The 18,115-nt window shown below is 68.1% G+C and carries 19 protein-coding genes; 11 read left to right on the top strand and 8 right to left on the bottom strand.

Annotated elements, in window-relative coordinates; genetic code table 11:
• Positions 1 to 33 precede the first annotated feature (33 nt).
• Entirely contained in the window at positions 34 to 1,026 is a 993-nt protein-coding gene (locus BHQ18_RS15695; RefSeq protein ID WP_131815694.1) for a hypothetical protein, read from the top strand.
• A gap of 3 nt (positions 1,027 to 1,029) precedes the next feature.
• Here BHQ18_RS15695 and BHQ18_RS15690 read toward each other — a convergent pair whose 3' ends face one another.
• Positions 1,030 to 1,458 carry a hypothetical protein gene (locus BHQ18_RS15690; protein ID WP_205866111.1) on the bottom strand — a complete coding sequence of 143 codons (429 nt, stop codon included), beginning with the start codon at positions 1,456 to 1,458 and terminating at the stop codon, positions 1,030 to 1,032.
• A gap of 116 nt (positions 1,459 to 1,574) precedes the next feature.
• Positions 1,575 to 2,450 (bottom strand): N-acetyl-1-D-myo-inositol-2-amino-2-deoxy-alpha-D-glucopyranoside deacetylase, encoded by an 876-nt coding sequence (gene mshB, locus BHQ18_RS15685; protein WP_069414538.1) that lies wholly within the window; start codon positions 2,448 to 2,450, stop codon positions 1,575 to 1,577.
• Positions 2,451 to 2,867: 417 nt separating this feature from the next.
• On the opposite strand from mshB, the gene BHQ18_RS15680 reads away from it, so the two are divergent.
• The gene (locus tag BHQ18_RS15680) at positions 2,868 to 4,232 is read left to right on the top strand and encodes a hypothetical protein (protein WP_084294092.1); all 1,365 of its coding nucleotides are present in this window, start codon (positions 2,868 to 2,870) and stop codon (positions 4,230 to 4,232) included.
• A gap of 482 nt (positions 4,233 to 4,714) precedes the next feature.
• Positions 4,715 to 6,025 (top strand): hypothetical protein, encoded by a 1,311-nt coding sequence (locus tag BHQ18_RS15675; protein ID WP_131815693.1) that lies wholly within the window; start codon positions 4,715 to 4,717, stop codon positions 6,023 to 6,025.
• Positions 6,026 to 6,148: 123 nt separating this feature from the next.
• On the opposite strand, the gene BHQ18_RS15670 is transcribed toward BHQ18_RS15675, so the two are convergent.
• Positions 6,149 to 7,987 (bottom strand): ABC transporter family substrate-binding protein, encoded by a 1,839-nt coding sequence (locus BHQ18_RS15670; RefSeq protein WP_069414576.1) that lies wholly within the window; start codon positions 7,985 to 7,987, stop codon positions 6,149 to 6,151.
• A gap of 563 nt (positions 7,988 to 8,550) precedes the next feature.
• Here BHQ18_RS15670 and BHQ18_RS15665 point away from each other — a divergent pair.
• Entirely contained in the window at positions 8,551 to 9,939 is a 1,389-nt protein-coding gene (locus BHQ18_RS15665) for a hypothetical protein (RefSeq protein WP_069414535.1), read from the top strand.
• A 90-nt stretch (positions 9,940 to 10,029) separates the two neighbouring features.
• On the opposite strand, the gene typA is transcribed toward BHQ18_RS15665, so the two are convergent.
• Positions 10,030 to 11,919 (bottom strand): translational GTPase TypA, encoded by a 1,890-nt coding sequence (gene typA / locus BHQ18_RS15660; RefSeq protein ID WP_109789307.1) that lies wholly within the window; start codon positions 11,917 to 11,919, stop codon positions 10,030 to 10,032.
• 55 nt (positions 11,920 to 11,974) lie between these two features.
• Between typA and BHQ18_RS29600 the strand changes: the two genes are divergently transcribed.
• A complete protein-coding gene (locus tag BHQ18_RS29600) occupies positions 11,975 to 12,145 on the top strand; it encodes a hypothetical protein (protein ID WP_109789306.1) in 171 nt (56 codons plus the stop codon).
• 67 nt (positions 12,146 to 12,212) lie between these two features.
• Complete coding sequence (locus BHQ18_RS15655) at positions 12,213 to 12,476, top strand: hypothetical protein (protein ID WP_069414575.1); 264 nt, start codon at positions 12,213 to 12,215, stop codon at positions 12,474 to 12,476.
• Here BHQ18_RS15655 and BHQ18_RS15650 read toward each other — a convergent pair.
• Positions 12,470 to 12,862 (bottom strand): (deoxy)nucleoside triphosphate pyrophosphohydrolase, encoded by a 393-nt coding sequence (locus tag BHQ18_RS15650; protein WP_069414533.1) that lies wholly within the window; start codon positions 12,860 to 12,862, stop codon positions 12,470 to 12,472. The genes BHQ18_RS15655 and BHQ18_RS15650 overlap by 7 nt on opposite strands.
• 27 nt (positions 12,863 to 12,889) lie before the next feature.
• On the opposite strand from BHQ18_RS15650, the gene BHQ18_RS15645 reads away from it, so the two are divergent.
• A complete protein-coding gene (locus BHQ18_RS15645; RefSeq protein ID WP_069414532.1) occupies positions 12,890 to 13,174 on the top strand; it encodes a 4a-hydroxytetrahydrobiopterin dehydratase in 285 nt (94 codons plus the stop codon).
• Here BHQ18_RS15645 and BHQ18_RS15640 read toward each other — a convergent pair.
• Positions 13,152 to 14,312, bottom strand: coding sequence for a mannosyltransferase (locus tag BHQ18_RS15640; RefSeq protein WP_372516627.1), 1,161 nt, complete (start codon positions 14,310 to 14,312; stop codon positions 13,152 to 13,154). The genes BHQ18_RS15645 and BHQ18_RS15640 overlap by 23 nt on opposite strands.
• Positions 14,313 to 14,497: 185 nt before the next feature.
• On the opposite strand from BHQ18_RS15640, the gene BHQ18_RS15635 reads away from it, so the two are divergent.
• Positions 14,498 to 15,070: a hypothetical protein gene (locus BHQ18_RS15635; protein ID WP_069414530.1), complete on the top strand. Its 573-nt coding sequence runs from the start codon at positions 14,498 to 14,500 to the stop codon at positions 15,068 to 15,070.
• 73 nt (positions 15,071 to 15,143) lie between these two features.
• Positions 15,144 to 16,118 carry an Rv1157c family protein gene (locus tag BHQ18_RS15630; protein ID WP_069414529.1) on the top strand — a complete coding sequence of 325 codons (975 nt, stop codon included), beginning with the start codon at positions 15,144 to 15,146 and terminating at the stop codon, positions 16,116 to 16,118.
• 87 nt (positions 16,119 to 16,205) lie between these two features.
• Here the strand turns inward: BHQ18_RS15630 and BHQ18_RS15625 are convergent, their stop codons facing one another.
• Complete coding sequence (locus tag BHQ18_RS15625; RefSeq protein ID WP_068150949.1) at positions 16,206 to 16,352, bottom strand: DUF1059 domain-containing protein; 147 nt, start codon at positions 16,350 to 16,352, stop codon at positions 16,206 to 16,208.
• Between the two features lie 61 nt (positions 16,353 to 16,413).
• Between BHQ18_RS15625 and BHQ18_RS15620 the strand changes: the two genes are divergently transcribed.
• A complete protein-coding gene (locus BHQ18_RS15620) occupies positions 16,414 to 17,082 on the top strand; it encodes a nitroreductase family protein (RefSeq protein WP_069414528.1) in 669 nt (222 codons plus the stop codon).
• A gap of 63 nt (positions 17,083 to 17,145) precedes the next feature.
• Positions 17,146 to 17,532: a recombinase family protein gene (locus BHQ18_RS15615; RefSeq protein ID WP_069414527.1), complete on the top strand. Its 387-nt coding sequence runs from the start codon at positions 17,146 to 17,148 to the stop codon at positions 17,530 to 17,532.
• Here the strand turns inward: BHQ18_RS15615 and BHQ18_RS15610 are convergent.
• The gene (locus tag BHQ18_RS15610) at positions 17,522 to 18,112 is read right to left on the bottom strand and encodes an HhH-GPD-type base excision DNA repair protein (protein ID WP_069414526.1); all 591 of its coding nucleotides are present in this window, start codon (positions 18,110 to 18,112) and stop codon (positions 17,522 to 17,524) included. The genes BHQ18_RS15615 and BHQ18_RS15610 overlap by 11 nt on opposite strands.
• Between the last annotated feature and the right edge of the window lie 3 nt (positions 18,113 to 18,115).

The following is an 18,115-nucleotide window of genomic DNA, read 5'->3' as shown; positions in this document are numbered from 1 at the left end:
GGTAGCCGTTGACGTGCCGAGGAGGCGATTGCGGTGACGAGGACTGTTCGCGCTGGTGTGGCCGTCGCTGCGGGGGCGGTAACTGTGGCGGCGTTGACCGCCGCTGCGCCCGAGCCGACGCACTCGGCGATATCGCCTGCTGTGACGCCGCCGGTGCGGCTCGCCGCCGCGGTCGAACCGCTGGCCGTGACGGATCTTCCCGACCTCCTGCAACGGCTCTTCGTACCCCCCAGCGCCGGCGCCGCATTCCCCGAGCCGCAGTTCCCGCCCGTTGTCGTCGGTAACTCGTTGGGCACGTTGATCGAGAACACCTACAACGCGATCGAGCCGTGGGTGCAGTGGGGTTTCGAGGTCGCCGAGTACGCGGTCGGCTGGGTTCCGTGGGTCGGGTGGCTGGCGCCACAGATCATGATCTTCTACAACACCGGCGAGCAGATCGCCCGCAGCGTCACGTTCAACTTCGCCGACTGGATCGACGGGCAGGTCAGCTTCGGGCAGGGGTTGGCCAACATCGGCGTGGACACCGTCAACGCGTTCATCTACTTCGCCAACGCGCAGATCGCGTTCTGGTTGCCGCCGCTTCCGCCGATTCCCCCGATCGGCCCCTTCGCAGCTGAGACGGCGGCCGACGAGACGGTCGTCGTCGCAAACGAGACGCAGCTGGCCGAGGTCGAGGCCGGCTCGGAGATCGAGCCCGAGCCGATCGCGGACGCGAGGTCGGCCAAAGCCATCGTGCAGAAGGACGGCATCAGCGAGGACACCATCACCTCCGACGAGGAGGAGGAAGAAGAAGAAGCGGAAGAAGAGGCCGAGGTCGCGCCGACCCCGACCAGCAGCTCCAACGGAGCGGTGTCGGCCCAAGGCGAGGTGCGCACCCCCGCGCCGTCGGAGCCGGAGGCAAACGACGAGCCGGTGGACACAGGTACGCAGGCCACGGACAGTACGACGAAGCCGGACCCGCCGGCGCCGACCACCGAGACCGACACCGACACCGACGCCGACACGAGCGCCGAATCCGCCGAATAGAAGTCAGCTGTTCACGGTGCGCCACAGCAGAAGCGCGGGCAGCCCCGCGCCCAGCGCGAGCAGCAGAAACACCGCATAGGCCATCACACCCACCCCGCCGAACACGATGTCGTCGCCGGGCCCGATGAGCGTGAGGATGCCGACGGTCGCCAGCCAGCTCCACAGCGGGAGCGCCGCGGTTCGCGGTGATTGCGTCCAGTGCAACGCCGCCCAGACCAGCGCGACGTTGACCAGCCCGGCGATCACCGCGCTGATCGGAAACGGGATGGCACCGATGCGCATTGGAAGAAAGAAGGACGCGGCAAGCGCGCAGAGGACGCCGTCGATCGTGAGCAGCGTCAGCACCGCTACGCGCAGAGGCTGCGCGACGGTAACGGGTGACGTCAGGTCGGGATGCTGTCCAGCAGTCCGGTGATCGATCCGATCACCCACTGCAGGTTGTCGAAACGGTCCTGCCAGTGCTGCAGGTTGGGATCGAGATCCTGATCCATGTGCCGTCCCTTCCGTGCGCCGCCGACTGTTCGGGAGCTTACCCTTTCGCGACATCGCTATCCGAGCTTCAACCCGGCCAGTAGATCGGTCTCCCAGCCTCGGTCGTCGCGCGGGCCGGCCGTCCCGGCGGCTAGGACGTAGTGCTCGACGGCGCCGACGGGCAGTGCGATGTTGTTCGACAGCGCGAACGATTCGCCGTTGGGGGCGACGGTGATCTGCGTGGCGTGCGCGCGCATCGCGGCCAGTTTGGCCGGTAACGCGTCCGGCGCGTCGATCACCGCGTCGATCTCGTCGTCGGGATAGCCGAACCCGATTTCGTCGACGGTCACCCGGGTCCATGTCGGCGGGACGTCGGTCATCGTCGCGAGGCCGTGGGACATTGCCGACCTCGCGGTCACCGCCCAGTACACCTTGGCCACGGTCCACGGCTCGCCGTCGAACCCGGCACCGGCCGCCCGCTCGACGGCCGCCATGGTGACCCGGTGCGCATGGATGTGGTCGGGGTGGCCGTAACCGCCCTGCGGGTCGTAGGTGACGACGACGTGTGGGCGCAGTTCGCGGATGACGGTGACCAGGGCTCCGACGGCCTGGTCGGGGTCGGCGTCGATGAACCGTTGGTGATGGCGCGGCGGAGTGCCGGCCATGCCCGAGTCGCGCCACCGGCCCGCGCCGCCGAGATATTCGGGTTCGTTGAGCCCCAGTGCCGTCAGCGCGGCGGTCAGTTCAGCGACGCGGTAGCCGCCGAGTTGGTCAGCTTCATCCACGGCGAGATGCGCCCACCGCGCACCGATCACCTCCCCCTCTTCGCCGAGCGTGCACGTGATGACGCGAACGTCGGCGCCGCGGGCGACGTAGTGGGCGATCGTGGCGCCGGTGGTGAGCGTCTCGTCGTCGGGATGCGCATGCACGAAGAGCAGTCGAGGACGTTCCATTCGCACTAGCTTGCCCAAATCCCTACAGCCTCACGCGCCGGCCCGTCACATCCGACGAGTTACAAAGCAAAGCGTCGGGTTTGCCAGATCCGCACGGTGTCGCGGGTCTCGTCGACAGCCTCACTCCTGCGGTTCGCGGCCTGCAACCCGGCGACCGTAACCGTTTCGTGATCTTGATGCACTTTTGACGCGATCGTCAGACTCTAGTTAATTAGGCCTACTTTTGATACCGCGCTTATCCAGAAAGCGAATACCTCAGCGAATGTTTTGCAGAAGGATTCGATCTGTCCGATCAGTGCTTTGAACAGCTACAAACCCCTGTAACACGTTTCAGTTTTTCCGCTGAAATCACCTGCGCGCAAACTTACGGAGGAGTAAATTGCGAATGTCCGATTACAGCGATGTTAAGGAGATGTAATGCAGGTCGCTGTCCGTCCCCGCATGAAGGCGGGTATAGCCGTGGTTGGAGCGAGTGCCCTCGCGATCGCCCCCATCACCGTCGCACCGCCGGATCTCAAGCTGTCGGCTGCATCCATATCGAACGCTGCCGTTGCACTGACAGCGAATCCGGTCGACTTCTACACCGAGGTCATCGAGCGATCCCTCAATAACACGCAGGCACTCGCCGAGATCTTCCTGTCGAACCCGGCGCCGATCCTTCAGCAGGTTCTCGCCAACCAGTTCACCAATATCGAGAACTTCGTAACGGCGGTCGGCAATGCGGCCAACGGGATCGGCACCGCGTTGACCGAAGAGGTGCCAGTACTGCTGCAGACCGCTTTCAGCGACCTCGCGAACGGAAATGTCGAGGGTGCGCTGAACACCCTGCTCTCTCTTCCGCTCACCTTCGCCCTGCCACTGGTCGAGATCCTCGGCGCGTTCATTGTTCCGATCACGACCGCTGTCTCGAACTTCAACAACGTCGTGCAGGACGTCTTCGCAGGCCTGATTCTCGGCGGCGCCCTCGCGGTCGCAGGGCCGGTGCTGAGCGGGATCGGGTCGGTCGGGACCGCGATCCAGGGCGTCATCGACGCGGTGGGATCCGGGGATGTGGGCGAGGTCGTCAGCGCGCTAGTCAACATCCCTGCGGTGATCGCCGACGGAGTGCTCAACGGCGGCTATGGTCCGCTCCTGCTCGGAATCTTGCCCTCGCCCGGTGTGCTTACGCCCGAGGGGCTACTCGGCATCCTCGGAGCCGGGCCCATCGGGTTCCTGCTGGGCGTCCGGCAGGCGATCGCGGACGCGATCACACCTCCGGCGATAGAGCTCCAGCGGACCGGCGCGGACACCGGTACCGAGGAGGGCGTTACCGCGAATTCTCTACCCAACGACGACGCCAACTTCCTCAACGTCAGCATCTCCGGCGACGGCGAAACCGGTTCGGGCGCAGTTGATGAAGACGGTGACGACGAAGGCGGTGTAACCGGTCCCGAGGGCTCCGAAGGTAGCCAAGGTGGCTCCGAGGAGAAGAACGAGGCCGACAACGCTGCCATCGGCGACGAGGAAGGGGTCGAGACGACCAAGCCCGGCGGCGCAACCGATCTGTCAGGCGGCAACAAGGTGACGCCCGGCGAGGTGAACACCGGCGAGGGCGAGCAAGGCGACGACCCGGTCGAGGAGGAAGCCGAGACCACGGCTCCGACCGCTCCTACCGCCGGCGACGGCGAAGGCGCGGGTGACGCCGGTGGTACCACCGGCGGCGGCGGCGAAAGCGGCGGTGGCGCAGGCGGCGGCGGCGAAGGCGGCGGCGAAGGCGGCGGCGAAGGGGGCGGCACCGACTAACCGGTCACCCCTGAGACAATCGGCCCCCTCTCCAGGCGTGAGGGGGCCGATTGCTGTCCGCACGGCACGATTTCGGCAAAGTCATCCGACTCTCCCCGTTTCTTGTGATCCGCACCCGTGCGCGACGACCGAACAGATCCCGCTCGCTCGCGCCCCACGACTGATGGCAATCGTCCCCTGGAATGCGCCAGCGGCACTCGCCTCCACAACATGCACTGTGAACAGAGCACAGCTAATTAGCGACGGCAATAAGTCAGCTTATGAGTTGCGCGATATCGCGTTACAGAATTATCAAGTACGACAGTTTGCCCAATTGACACTCAGTTATTTCCGCACCGCAACAGCGCCCCGAACATTTGCTCGCAAATGGTCATACCAGCCTTTGACCAGCGGAAACCAATTTCTAAAAAGACACTTCGCAAACCCCTACTAAGCGGTAACTTCCATTTGTCCCCCTATTACAGCGAGGTTAAGGAGATGTCGTGGAGGGTGCAGTTCGGTCCTATTTGACCGCGGGCATCGGATTAGTGGGAGCGGGAGCGATCGCGCTGGCCCCGGTATCGCCGGTGGTGCCGTCCGACCTTCAGGCCGCTGCGACGGCGGCGGTGTCCGAACCGGTGCAGCTGGCGGCGTCGGTCAACCCGGTCGCGGCGTACTTCGAGTTGATCGAGACGACCGCCGGGAACATCGGCGGTCTGGCGGAGGCGTTCCTGGCCAACCCGGCACCGATCCTCACTCAGGTCTTCCTGAATCAGTACGCCACGGCAGGGGAAGTTCTCGCGGGGCTGGAGACGTTCGTCGGTGATCTCTTCAGCAACTTCCAGACGATCGCCGCACCGGAACTCGAGCAGGCCTTCGAGCTGATCGGCTCCGGCAACTTCACCGGAGCGGCGCCACACCTGGTTGCCGCGCTCTTCCAGCCCGCCCTGTTCGCGGCTCTTCCGCTGCTGCCGGTTCTGCAGTCCGCGATGGAAGCCCCCGTCGCCAACCTGCTGGCGGTCACCCAGCAATTCGAGACGATCGTCGCGTTCGCCGGGATCGGGCTGCTGGGCCCCCTGTCGAGTTCGGTGTACGCCACCGCCGAGGCCATCCAGAACGTCGTCGACGCGGCGTCGGCAGGTGACCCGATCGGGGCGTTGGGCGCCATTATCGCGGCCCCTGCGATCGTCATCGACGGCTTCCTCAACGGCTTCGGGGTCGACGGTGGACTGCTGAGCGGGGGCCTGGGCACGTTCAACGTCTTCCTGCAGATCCGCGACATGATCGCGGCCGCGATCACGCCGGCCGCCCCCGAGGCGGTGACGCCGGCTGAAGCGACCGACGTGCCCGCGGAGGACTCGCTGACCGTGGCCCTGTCGACGTCGACCGACGAAGCCGCGTCGGTGGAGAACGTGTCGTCCCAGGGAGCCGCGGAGGCCAGCGGCGGCGGAGGTGACGTCGCGGGCGCGCCGGGCACCGCCGACGAAGCTGAGGCAGAGGAAAGTTCGGGCGAGGAAGAAACCGACGGCACCGAAACCGACGGCACCGAGGAAGACGGCACCGAGGAAGACGCGACCGGCGAAGAAGAAGGCGAGGAGGACCCGGGCAAGCCGGGCGGCGGCACCGATCTGAGCGACGGCAACATGGCGACCCCCGGCGGAACGGACGACTCCGGCGACGAGTCGACCGATGACGACGCCACCGACGACACGGCTCCTTCCGATGAGGGCACCGATGACGCCGGCAGTGACGGCGACAGCTCCGACGGCGGCGCTGACGGTGGCGGCGCCGAATCCGGCGGCGACACCGAGTAATTCACCACTCCCGATCGGCCCCTTCCTGACGGGAGGGGGCCGATTGCCGTGCAGGCCTGTGTGTTACCGGCGGAAGTGTTACCGGCGGAAGTGTTACCGGCGGAGGTGTTACCGGCGGAGGTGTTACTGGCGGATTTTGATCCACTGGCCGGCGTCGCCGACGATGCCGACCGGCACCGCGCCGGACAGGCTGACGTTCTGCACGCTCGGTCCGGCCGCGACGATCGTGGTGTCCTGCAGGATCGGCAGCACGGTCGCCATGTTCCATAGGCGCGGTTCGACGGCGGTGATCACCTCGGCGATGTCTTCACTGCCGTCGAGCGCGGCGTCGATCTTCGGCTGAATGCTGCGGTCGCAGATGCCGGTGATGTTGCTCGGCGCCTGCACCAGTTCATCGGACTCCGGCGCGGGGGTGGGTGCGGTCGCGGTCGGTGTGCGCGTCGGCGTGCGCGGCGGTGCGGGCGGCGCACTCGTCGTGGCCGGCGCCGGTGTCGTCGTGGGCGGCGGCGCGCCGGGCTGCGCGGTGCGGACGGGCGTCGCCTCCAGGGCGCGGCACCCGTAGCGGGAGGCCAGCGAGGTGGCCAGGTCCCCACCGGCGTGATGCCACCCGACCACCGCGTCGACCTGGTTGTTGGTCAGCGCCTCGCCGTAGAGAACCGGCGGGTCGAGCGCCGAAACCGAGGCGGCGATCCCGACATTGCGGAGTTGGTCGGCCGCGGTGTTGGCGACAGCGATGGAGGTCGGATCGTTGGCGGCGACGCCGATCACCACTGTCAGCGGCTCGCCGTCCTTGGTGATTCGTCCGCGGTCGTTGTCGGGCGGCGGGTTGCCCGGGGTCGCCGGCGTCGCCGTCGCGACCGGTTCGACCTCATAACCGGCGGTGGCCAGCAGCCCGAGCGCATCCTCCTTGGCCATCGCGGGCGGCGCGGTCGGCACATACCCGGGATCCGACGGTGAACGCACCTGCGCCTGCGCCAGCGTCACGGTGTTGTCGTCACCGGCACCGACCGCGGCGAGCAGATCCACGTCGAGCAGGCCGAAAATCGCCTTGCGCACCTGAGAGTCGGCCAGCGCCGGCTGCTGGGCGCGCAGGCTGAGCTGCATCACCCGCGGGGTGACGATCCGCGCCGTGCGGACATCGGGGATCGCGGACAGTTGCGCGAACGCGGCCGCGCCACCGTGCACCTGGGCCACCTGGGTGTCGCCGTTGCGGATCGAGTCGGCCAGCGCCGCGGCGTCCCCACCCCGGCGCAGCAGCACCAGGTCCGGTTTGGCGGGTGTACCCCAGTAGCGGTCGTTGCGGGCCAACAGGATCTCGTCGCGCTGCGGATCGATGCTCTCCACCCGGAACTGGCCGCCGGTGACAGGCAGCGCGCGCGCCAACCCCGAGGCGAATCCGCCCGGTACATCCTTGACGATGTGCGCGGGCAGGATGTCGTTGAACAACTCGCGCCACGCCGGATAGGGCTGAGAGAACGTCACGACCGCTGTCTTGCCGCCCTCGACCGACTGGACACCGGTGATCAGGTCGTAACCGGCCGGGTCGACGACGCCGGGCTGGCTGACCATCTGCTGCCACAGGTACCAGAAGTCGTCCGCGCCGATCGGGGCGTTGTCGGTCCACGACGCCTCGGGCCGGATCTTGTAGGTGATGGTGAACGGGTCCTCGCTCGTCACCTCGGCGGACTCCAGCAGGGTGGGGTCGAGTTCCCACCGCGACCCGGTCGGTGTCTTCGGGTCCGGGATCGGCCGGAACGAGCTCGGCAGCACCAGCGAGCTGATCGCCGCGTTCACCGGTGACTGATCAGAGAGCAGGTGCGGATTGAACCCGGGGCCGATCCAGTCGATCGCCATGATGATCTGCATCGTCTTGGCGGGCGGCGGCGGCGCGGTCTCGGACGTGTCGGTGCTCTGCGGCGCCGGCGGCGGGCTGACGGTACAACCAGCGACCAGGGTCACCATCGCGAAGATCGCGGCGATGACGCGTAGGGGGCCGGGCACGCCCTTCAGGGTATCGGCAGCCGCCTAGCGCGCCCGGCCAGTCATCCCGGTGAAAGTGGCAGGCCCTGCCAGCAGATAGCGCCGCGTGAGGTCCGGCGAACAAATGTCCGCGCCGGACAGGTTTGCCCGGCCGCGCACCGGAAACGCGACTCCGCAGTGACACCGCGGAGGGCACACCGCTACGCGCGGTTTCGGTCGGCGAAGGACGAACGCGAAAATCCGCCCTGATCAAGATCAGTCGCCACGCCGCACCGGCTAATGACAAGCAGCCGAATCGCCATTCTTTACCACGCCTGAATTTCTGCGGGATCTTGGGAACCCGGCACGATCCGAAAGACGGAGTATTTGTAAATTCTCACCTCTGAAGGGGGCGCTGAGCAGCGATGTATCCAAACCTCGAAGTGAAATTGCCGACCGTTCACAGCATTTATCGAGCCACTTAACAGGTTCAGAAATCCTCTGGATTTTTGAACTTACCCGTGGGTAGGTTCTGGCGGTCATTTCGTTTCACTCGAGGAGTTTCCATGTACAACGAGTCACCGGCCCTCAGGCGGCACGCGACCCCCGCCCTCGCTCTGGCCGGTGCCGCGGTGATCGCGGTGAGCCCGATCGCGCCACCCATGCCCGACATCCACGTGCCGGACCTTCACGGGTCGCAGCTGGCGGCACCGCAGTTCGAGCTGACCGCAATGGCCAACCCGCTGCAGCAGTGGGCTGCGGTCATCGCGGCCACTGTCGAGAACCTCGGCCAGCTGGGCGGACAGCTGGGTGCCGACCCGGCGCCGGTGCTGCAGCAGATCATCGCCAACCAACTGGCCAACGTCAGCGTTCTCGCCCATGCGGCGCAGCAGACGGTCGGCGCGATCAACGGCTCGATCGCGGCGCTGCCGGCGACGCTGCAGTCCGCGGGCGGACAGTTGGCTGCTGGCGACGTGACCGGCGCGGTGCAGACCGTGGTCGCCTCGGTGCTGCCTGTTGTGCTCAACCTGGTCGACGGGCTCAACGCAGGCTGGCCGGTGGTCGCGAACACGGTGCAGAACGTGGCCAACGTCGTCGCCGTGGTACCGCAGTTGGCGTTGCCCGCGTTGCTCGCGGTCAGCGCGCCGATCATCTCGCTGGTGAACGCCGGCGCCGCTACCGCGCAGGACGTCGTCGACGCCCTCGGGCACGGCGACTTCGCCGGCCTGGCCGGTGCTCTGCTGAACGCCCCGGCGACGCTGACCGGCGCCGTGCTCAATGGCTTCGGCGACTCACCGCTGGGACTGCCCGCGGCAGGCCTGCTGTCACCGGCCGGACCGCTCGGAGCGCTGACGGCAGGCACGATCTCGGGGCTCCTGGGTCTGCGCGACATCCTGGCCTCGGCGCTGAAGCCGCTGCCCGCACCGCCGACCGCGATCACGGCGGAGCAGGTCGTCGGCGCACCGGCCGCCGAACTGCCCGGCGTCGCACACACCGCGTCGGTCACCGTGTCGGTGCCCACGGCCGCGGCGCCGACACACAGCCCGGCCGAGTTACCGTCTGCGAGTCAAACCGATTCCGCGACAGGCGAAACGGATGCGGTGACGACCGACAAGAGCGACAGCACGACCGGCGCGGCTGCGGAAACCCCGAAGGCCGACGCGGAAGCGGGCACCGATGAAACGGAGACGTCACACCAGGCCAAGCCCGACACCACGTCCGGCGCCTCCGACAGCGCGACGGCCAAGCCCGACAAGCCTGCAGAATCCCCGAAGGACGACGCGGAGGCGGGCACCGGCAAGGCGGAGCCGTCACACCAGGGCAAGCACGCCAGCGCGGCGGGCAAGCACCACAGCACGACCGGCAAGTCCGACACCTCGGACAAGTCGAGCGGCTCAACGGCCAAGTCCGGCTCCAAGGGCAAGTCGTCGAAGTCGGAGAAGTCCGGCGAGTAACGCAGCCAGCACCAGTCGAGTGGCCAGTTATGGGCGCAAATCAACGAGATAACGCGCGCTAACTGGCCACTCGCAACTGGAACCGTGAAGCTAGCCCCGCGCTTTGGCCCGTGCCTTCGCGCGCGCCCGCAGGCTGGCGTTCAACTCGACCTTGCGGACGCGCACCACCTCGGGTGTCACCTCGACGCACTCGTCCTCGGCGCAGAACTCCATCGCCTGCTCGAGCGTGAGCTCCAGCGGTCTGGCCAGCGTCTCGATCACGTCGGCCGTCGACGACCGCATATTGGTCAGCTTCTTCTCGCGGGTGACGTTGACGTCGAGATCCTCTGCGCGCGGGTTGATTCCGACGACCTGTCCCTCGTAGGTCTCTTGCCCGGGCTCGACGAAGAACTGCCCGCGGTCGGCCAACTGGATCATCGCGAACGGCGTGATCTGACCGCTGCGGTCCGATACCAGCGACCCGGTGTGCCGGGCCCGGATCTCCCCCGCCCACGGCCGGTACCCGTCGAAGACCGCGTTGGCGATGCCGGTGCCGCGGGTCAGCGTCAGGAAGTCGGTGCGGAAACCGATCAGCCCGCGGCTGGGCACGATGAAGTCCATCCGCACCCATCCCGCCGCGTGGTTGGTCATGTCCTCCATGCGGCCCTTGCGCGCGGCCATCAACTGGGTGATGCCGCCGACGAATTCCTCGGGGCAGTCGATGGTCATCGCCTCGAACGGCTCGTGCAGCTTGCCGTCGATCGTGCGGGTGACCACCTGCGGCTTGCCGACGGTCAGTTCGAAACCCTCGCGGCGCATCTGTTCGACCAGGACGGCCAACGCCAGCTCGCCGCGGCCCTGCACCTCCCAGGCGTCCGGTCGGCCGATGTCGACGACCTTGATCGACACGTTGCCGACCAGTTCCTGGTCCAGCCGGCTGCGCACCATCCGCGCGGTCAGCTTGTGGCCGGACACCTTGCCCGCCAGCGGTGAGGTGTTGGTGCCGACCGTCACCGAGATCGCCGGCTCGTCGACGCTGATGCGCGGCAGCGCGTGCGCGTGGTCCGGATCGGCGAGCGTGTCGCCGATCATGATCTCCGGCATGCCCGCGACGGCGACGATGTCACCGGCGACGGCCTCGTCGGTCGGGTTGCGTTCGACGCCGACGGTCGCGAGCAGTTCGGTGATCTTGGCGTTCGTGACCACAGGTACGCCGTCAACCTCACGCATCCACGCCACCTGCTGGCCCTTGCGCAGCTTGCCGTTGTGGATCCGGATGAGCGCCAGCCGGCCGAGGAACGCCGACGCGTCGAGGTTGGTGACCAACGCCTGCAGCGGCGCCTCCGGATCGCCGGTGGGCGGCGGGATGTGCTCCATCAGCACGTCGAACAGCGGGTCGAGGTTCTCCCCGTCGGGGTTCTCGCCGTTGGCCGGTTCAGTGGTGCTGGCGATACCCGCGCGCCCCGAGGCGTAGAGAGTCGGCAACCCGAGCGCCTCCTCGGCGGCCTTCTGCGCTTCCTCGTCCAGGTCGGAGGCGACGTCGAGCAGCAGGTCGTGGCTCTCGGAGACGACCTCGGAGATCCGCGCGTCGGGCCGGTCGGTCTTGTTGACCACGAGGATGACCGGAAGGTGCGCGGCCAGCGCCTTGCGTAACACGAAGCGAGTCTGCGGCAGCGGCCCCTCGGAGGCGTCGACCAGCAGCAGAACCCCGTCGACCATCGACAGGCCGCGCTCGACCTCGCCGCCGAAGTCGGCGTGTCCGGGTGTGTCGATGACATTGATCACGGTGACGGTGCCGTCGGCGTGATGGCGATGCACCGCGGTGTTCTTGGCGAGGATCGTGATGCCCTTTTCCCGCTCCAGGTCACCGGAGTCCATGATGCGTTCGGTGGCGTCGTCACCACGATGGGTCAAGGCGCCCGATTGGCGAAGCATGGCATCGACCAGGGTGGTCTTCCCATGGTCGACGTGTGCCACGATGGCGACGTTGCGAAAATTCACTTCGGAATTGTCGCAGTGTGGTCGGCCAATTACGAAAACGAGAGATGCGAGTCACGTGAAGCCCAGCAAGCTCGCCGACCTCAAGCCCAAGAAGAAGTGCTGCCGCAGCAAGCCGCGGTGTAAGCGCTGCCCGGTCGTGGTGCACCAGGTGCGCAAGGCGGAACTCAACGGTCTGCGCGGCAAGGACCTGGCGAAGGTGTACAAGCGGGCGCGCAAGATCAAGTAGCCCTCAGTTCACAGCGTTTACGCAGGGACGGAGACTACCGTCGACCTCATTAGGGAGGGAGGTGGTCATGACAATCCTCGAGGTCGTCATCATGGTGCTCATCGCAGCGCTGGCCGCCGTGTCCGTCGCGGCGATCTACGTCGGACTGCTCAACTGGATGGGCGCCGCCTTCGTGGTGCGCTGCGCGACATGCCACCATCTGACGCTGTCGTCGTCGAACGGATCGCGCGAATCCTGCGTGCACTGCCGGCATCCGGCCCTGTTGCACCCCATCTACGCGAGGCACCACCAACCGGCGGTGCGCATCGTGCGCGACGGCTTGCGCTACTGACCCTCCAGCGCCGAGCGCAGCTCGGGCACCCACGCGCGGTCGGCGGGAACCCAAGCGAGGCCGTCGAGTTCGTCGGCGGTGACCCAGCGCAGCGCCCGATGGTCGTTGGGATGCAGGCTGCCACCGGTGCGAGTGACGACGTAGGCGCGCAGAAACGTCGTCGGCCCGAGCGCGACGTCGGTTCCCAGCCGCGCGCCGACGGTCACCACCACGCCGAGTTCTTCGTGCAGTTCGCGGGCCAACGCGGCTTCGTCGGTCTCGCCGGCGGACACCTTGCCGCCGGGCAACTCCCACAGCCCGGCCAGTTCGGGTGGTCGTTCGCGCTGGGCGACCAGCAGCGACGCGCCGTCGATCAGCGCACCGGCCACCACGATCTGCTCGGACATCGCGATCGAAGGTATACCGTCGGAGCCATGGCTGTGTTAACGGACGAACAAGTAGACGCCGCACTGCCCGACCTGCCCGGCTGGGAGCGCGCCGACGGCGCCCTGCGTCGCTCGATCAAGTTCCCGGCGTTTCTCGACGGCATCGACGCGGTGCGCCGGGTCGGCGAGCACGCCGAAGCCAAGGACCACCATCCCGATATCGACATCCGTTGGCGCACAGTAACTTTTGTGCTGGTGACGCACTCCGAAGACGGCATCACGGAGAAGGACGTCGAGATGGCCCGCGACATCAACGGGATCGTCGGCCAGTAGCGGCGATCCAGGCCAGCGTCGCCAGCGTGGCCACGACGTAGATCAGCCCGGCCCACGCCAGGTACCACGGCCGCGAGATCACCCAGATCGACGGCTGCGCGAAGCTCAGCAGCCACGGCACGCCCACCAGCGTGAGCACGAGCCAGCCCCAACCCAGCACGCGCGCGCCGAGCCGAGACCCCAACGGGCCGTGCAGCAGCCAGATCATCAACGGAATCAACCACACCCAGTGGTGCGTCCAGGAGATCGGCGACAGCAGCAGCCCGAACAACTGCACGACGACCAGGGCGCCCAGGCGATCCTCGGCGCCGCCGATCGCCCGCCAGGCCAACACCGCCAACACCGCGGTCACCGCGATTCCGGCGAACACGGCGGGCCCGTATTCGGCGTCGTGCCCGAGGATCCGCGACACCGCACCCCGCCACGACTGGTTGAACGACGTCCCGATCGGACCGACCCGGTCGGCGTCGCCGAGCAGCTCGAAGAAGTAGCGGCGCGTCTGGCCGCCCACCAGCAGGGCCGAAATCCCAACGGTGGCAAAGAAAACGACGGCCGAGCAGATCACCGTGCGCCACCGTCGGGCGCCCAGGAAGTACAGTCCCGACACCGCGGGCGTCAGCTTGATGCCCGCGGCCAGCCCGACCAGCGGGCCGGAGATCCACCATCGGGTGCTGCACACCGCATAGAGCACGCCCAACACCAGCAGCACGTTGATCTGCCCGTAGTCGAAGGTGCTGCGCAGCGGTTCGGTCCAGATGCCGACCGCGGTCCACAGCATCGCGGTGCCCCGGTCCCCGCCGCCGAGGAGTCGCTGGCTGAGCCGCACCACGCCGTAGAGCGCGGCGATGATCCCGATCTGCCATAGGAACGCGACCAGCCCGAACGGCAGCAGGTGCAGCGGATAGAACACCACCGCCGCGAACGGCGGGTAGGTGAACGGCAGCGGGAAGTCCGGGGTCTGGTCGGCGTAGACGTAGTCGTAGAGCGCGCCGGGTCCGTCGAGCGCGCCGGCACCACCGACGTACACGTGCAGGTCGACGAAGTTCGCGCCGTTGGGCACCAGGTACGTCCACGCCAGCCGCGCCGCGATGCTGACCACCAGCACAATCGGCGCCGCGGCGGCCAGTCGGGACGGGATGCGCGGCGCCGACGGATGAGCGGCGGTCGAAGTGTTGATCCGCCGACTCTATCGACGCGCGCTGCCGTGTCACCGAATCCCTTCGCATCCGTAACGGTTGAATAAACGCCACACGTGTCACTTGAGTAACACCAGTAACTCCGTAGCTTCGGGCGAAGGCGTGCCAAACAACGGATGGGAAGAACATGCACAGCACCAGGAAACTGCTCGCAAGCACCATGATCGCCGCTGCCGGGGCGGTGTCGGCTGCGCTGGCGCTGAGCGCCACGGCGACCGCCCAACCCGCACCGCCGGCGCCCGCGCCGAGCGTGCCGGGTCTGCCCTTCATTCAGCAGCTGGCGTCGAACCCGGCGGCCGCAACGCAATTGATGCAGGGCTTCACCTCGATGCTGGGCACTGCGCAGGCCCCGGCCGCCGCGCCCGCTGCCCCGGCTCCCTCGGCGACGGCGACGGTCACGCTGCCGCAGCCGCCGTCGACCCTGCCCGGTATGCCGGCCACCCCGGTGAACACCGCTTCGACGACGACCGCACCGGCCAATCCGGCGGACCTGCTGACCAACCTGCCGACCGGGCTGGCCTCGCTGCTGCCGCAGAACAACGCGCTGACGAGCCTGCTGCCCGCCGCGGCCAACGCCGCGCTGCCAACCGCCCCGGTCGCCGCAGCACCGGCGGCCGCCGCACCCGCAGTCGCCGCACCCGCAGCTGCCGCCCCGGCCAGCGTGGCACCGCTGCTGATGCCGCTGTCGGCCCTGCCCTGACGGCGTCGGCGGCAGCGGCGCCGTCGACGGCTAGCGACAACCAACGACACACACCTGCAACCCCGAGGGAACCATGTCAGCTCGAAGGATGTTCGCCACCGTCGCCGTCGCGATCGGTTCATCGGCCACGCTGCTCGCCAGCGGCGTGGCCGGTGTGGCCGGCGCCGAGCCCGCGCCGCCGCCCGCTGTCCCGATCGATGCGATGCAGGCGCCCGGCCTGAGCGCGATCCAGGGCATCAGCCCGGCGATCCAGCAGGCCGCCGCCGACCCGACCAACGCCGCGTCGACACTGATGGCCGCGGCCGCGGTGTTCGCCGGTGACGCGATCGCCCCGCCGGATTCGCGCAACGTCGCGACCGCGGTGAACCAGTTCGTCGCGCACACCCCAGCACCCGGCGCCGTGCCGGGCCAGCAGGCGCACCTGCCCGCGGGCATCGACCCGGCGCACGCCGTCGGTCCCGCCGAAGCGCTGGCCGCTCCCGCGCCCGAGGTAGCTACGCCCGCACCCGAGGTGGCCGCGCCAGTGCCGGCACCCGCGCCCGAGGTGGCCGCGCCGGTCCCGGCACCTGCACCCGAGGCCCCCGTAAACCCCGGAGCCCCGGCGCCCGGGCCTGCGCCCGGTGCCGCGTTCGGTGCGGACGCCCCGCCCAAGCAGGACTTCCTGTACCCGTCGATCAGCAACGGGTGCCTCAAGGACGGCGGCAACGTGCTGGCGACCGCGATCTCGGTGGCCGGGCCGGCGAAGATCCCGACGCCGGGACCGGGTCCGGGTCAGACGGCGTACGTGTTCACCGCGGTCGGCACGCCGGGCCCGGCGGAGGTGCAGACGCTGCCGCTCAACGTCACGTGGGTCAACCTGACCACCGGCAAGTCGGGCAGCGCGACGCTCAAGCCGCGCTCAGACATCAACCCGGAGGGGCCGACCACGCTGACCGCGATCGCCGACACCGGTTCGGGCAGCATCCTGTCGACGATCTTCGGGCAGGTCACCACCACCGAGATGCAGTGTCAGTTCATGCCGACCATCGGCTCGACGGTGGTGCCGTAACGCGGGTCGCTCCCCGGGTTCGTTCTCGCGAAACCGACGTTTTGGCTGATTCGCCCGCCCGCGATCGACCATTGCGTCGGTCTGGGATCAGTAGGCCATGAACAGGATCGCGTCGCGGTCGTAGTCGCGTCCGGGATGCGCCTCAGACAGGTGCGCCTGGGCCTTCTCGACCAGATCTTCCTCGTCCTTGCCGACGATCGCTTCGCCACACGGGCAGTTCAGGTGCGTCTTCATGTCCTCACCTTCGCATAGGTCGCCACCGACAGCCCCAAGATATCGCCCCCAAGATAGAGCCATGGACATCTACGACGTCATGCGTACGACGGCCGCGGTGCGCGAGTACACCGGCGACCCGCTGCCCGACGAGGTTCTGCAACGCATACTCGACAACGCGCGGTTCGCGCCCAGCGGCGGCAACAGGCAGGGCAACCGGGTGATCGCGGTGCGTGACCGGCAGACCCGCGAGGAACTGATCGCGTACGCAGTGCCCGGCACCCAGCGCTACATCGCGCAGAAGCGCAACGGGGAGAACCCGTGGAATCCGGTGCACCCGTGCGGCGTCGACGAGGAGACCATCGCGGCGGTCGAGGTGCCCGACCAGTCGCCGCTGCGCACCGCCGAGGTGGTGTTGGTGGTCTGCGTCGACCTCGCGGTGGTCGCCGCGTTCGATCAGCACCTCGACCGTGTCGGCCTGGTCGCCGGCGCGTCGGTGTACCCGTTCGTGTGGAACATCCTGTTGGCCGCCCGCGCCGAAGGTTTCGGCGGCGTGCTGACCACCGCCGCGGTCGCCGCCGAGCCGCGGGTCAAGGATCTGCTCGGCATCCCCGACACCTACGCCGTCGCGGCGCTGCTGCCGCTCGGCAAGCCGGTGCGCCAGTTGACGAAGCTGACGCGCAAGCCCGTCGATGAGATCGCCACCAGGGAGCGCTTCGACGGCCCGCCGCTCGAGGTCGACGTCCGGTAACGGTTCGGCCGCCTGATGGCGTCGTCGCTTCCGGTGCGACGCGCACCGTGAGACCTTGGACGGGTGACCTGCGTGCTGGGCTACGCCACAGCAAGCGCCGCCGAGCAGAACCTCGACAATCAGCTCGCGGCGCTCAGCGCTGCGGGCGTCGACCCGCGCAGGGTGTTCACCGATCGGCTGTCGGAGTCCGCGGACCGGGTCCGGGCGGGACTGCACGCGATGTTGAGCTACGCCCGCTCCGGCGACACCGTTGTCGTCGTCGCGCTCGACCGCCTGGGCCGCACCGGCACCGAGGTGACCCGCACGATCGCCGACCTCACCGATCGCGGTCTGCGCCTGCGGTGCCTCGAAGAAAACCTCGACACCGGAACGGCGACAGGGCGTGTGGTGGCCCGCGTCCTCACCACCTTGGCGCGGCTGGAGTCCGAGGCCCGGGCCGCTAGCCCTTAGCCGCTGTGGCCGACTCTTTGGCAGCCGCCTTGGCCTGCTTCTTGTACGAGCGGACCTTCTCCAACGAGCCCGGGTCGACGACGTCGGCCACCGACCTGTACGAACCGGCCTTGCCGTAGTCGCCGGCCGCCTTGCGCCAACCCGTCGGGGTCACGCCGTACTGCTTGCCCAGCAGCGCCAGGAAGATTTTCGCCTTCTGCTCACCGAACCCGGGCAGCCCCTTGAGCCGACGCAACACCTCGGCGCCGTCGGGATCACCGGAGGTCCACAGCGCGGCCGCGTCCCCGTCGTAGCGGTCGACGATCAGCTGCGCCAACGCCTGGATGCGCTTGGCCATGGACCCCGGGAACCGGTGGATCGCAGGGGTTTTCGAGCACAGCTCGACGAACTTCTCCGGGTCGTAGTCGGCGATCTCACGCACGTCGAAGCCGCCGAGCCGGTCGGCGATCTTCTTGGGACCGCCGAACGCGTGCTCCATCGGGTACTGCTGATCGAGCAGCATCCCGGTCAGCAGCGCGAACGGGTTGGACTCCAGCAGCGCATCGGCCGCGGGATCTTGCACGAGCTGAAGTTTGGCCACGCC

The sequence above is a fragment of the Mycolicibacterium flavescens genome, from assembly GCF_001722335.1.
GTDB lineage: Bacteria > Actinomycetota > Actinomycetes > Mycobacteriales > Mycobacteriaceae > Mycobacterium > Mycobacterium flavescens.
Note: the sequence above shows the minus strand (reverse complement) of the source record. Positions and strands in the feature narration are given on the sequence as shown.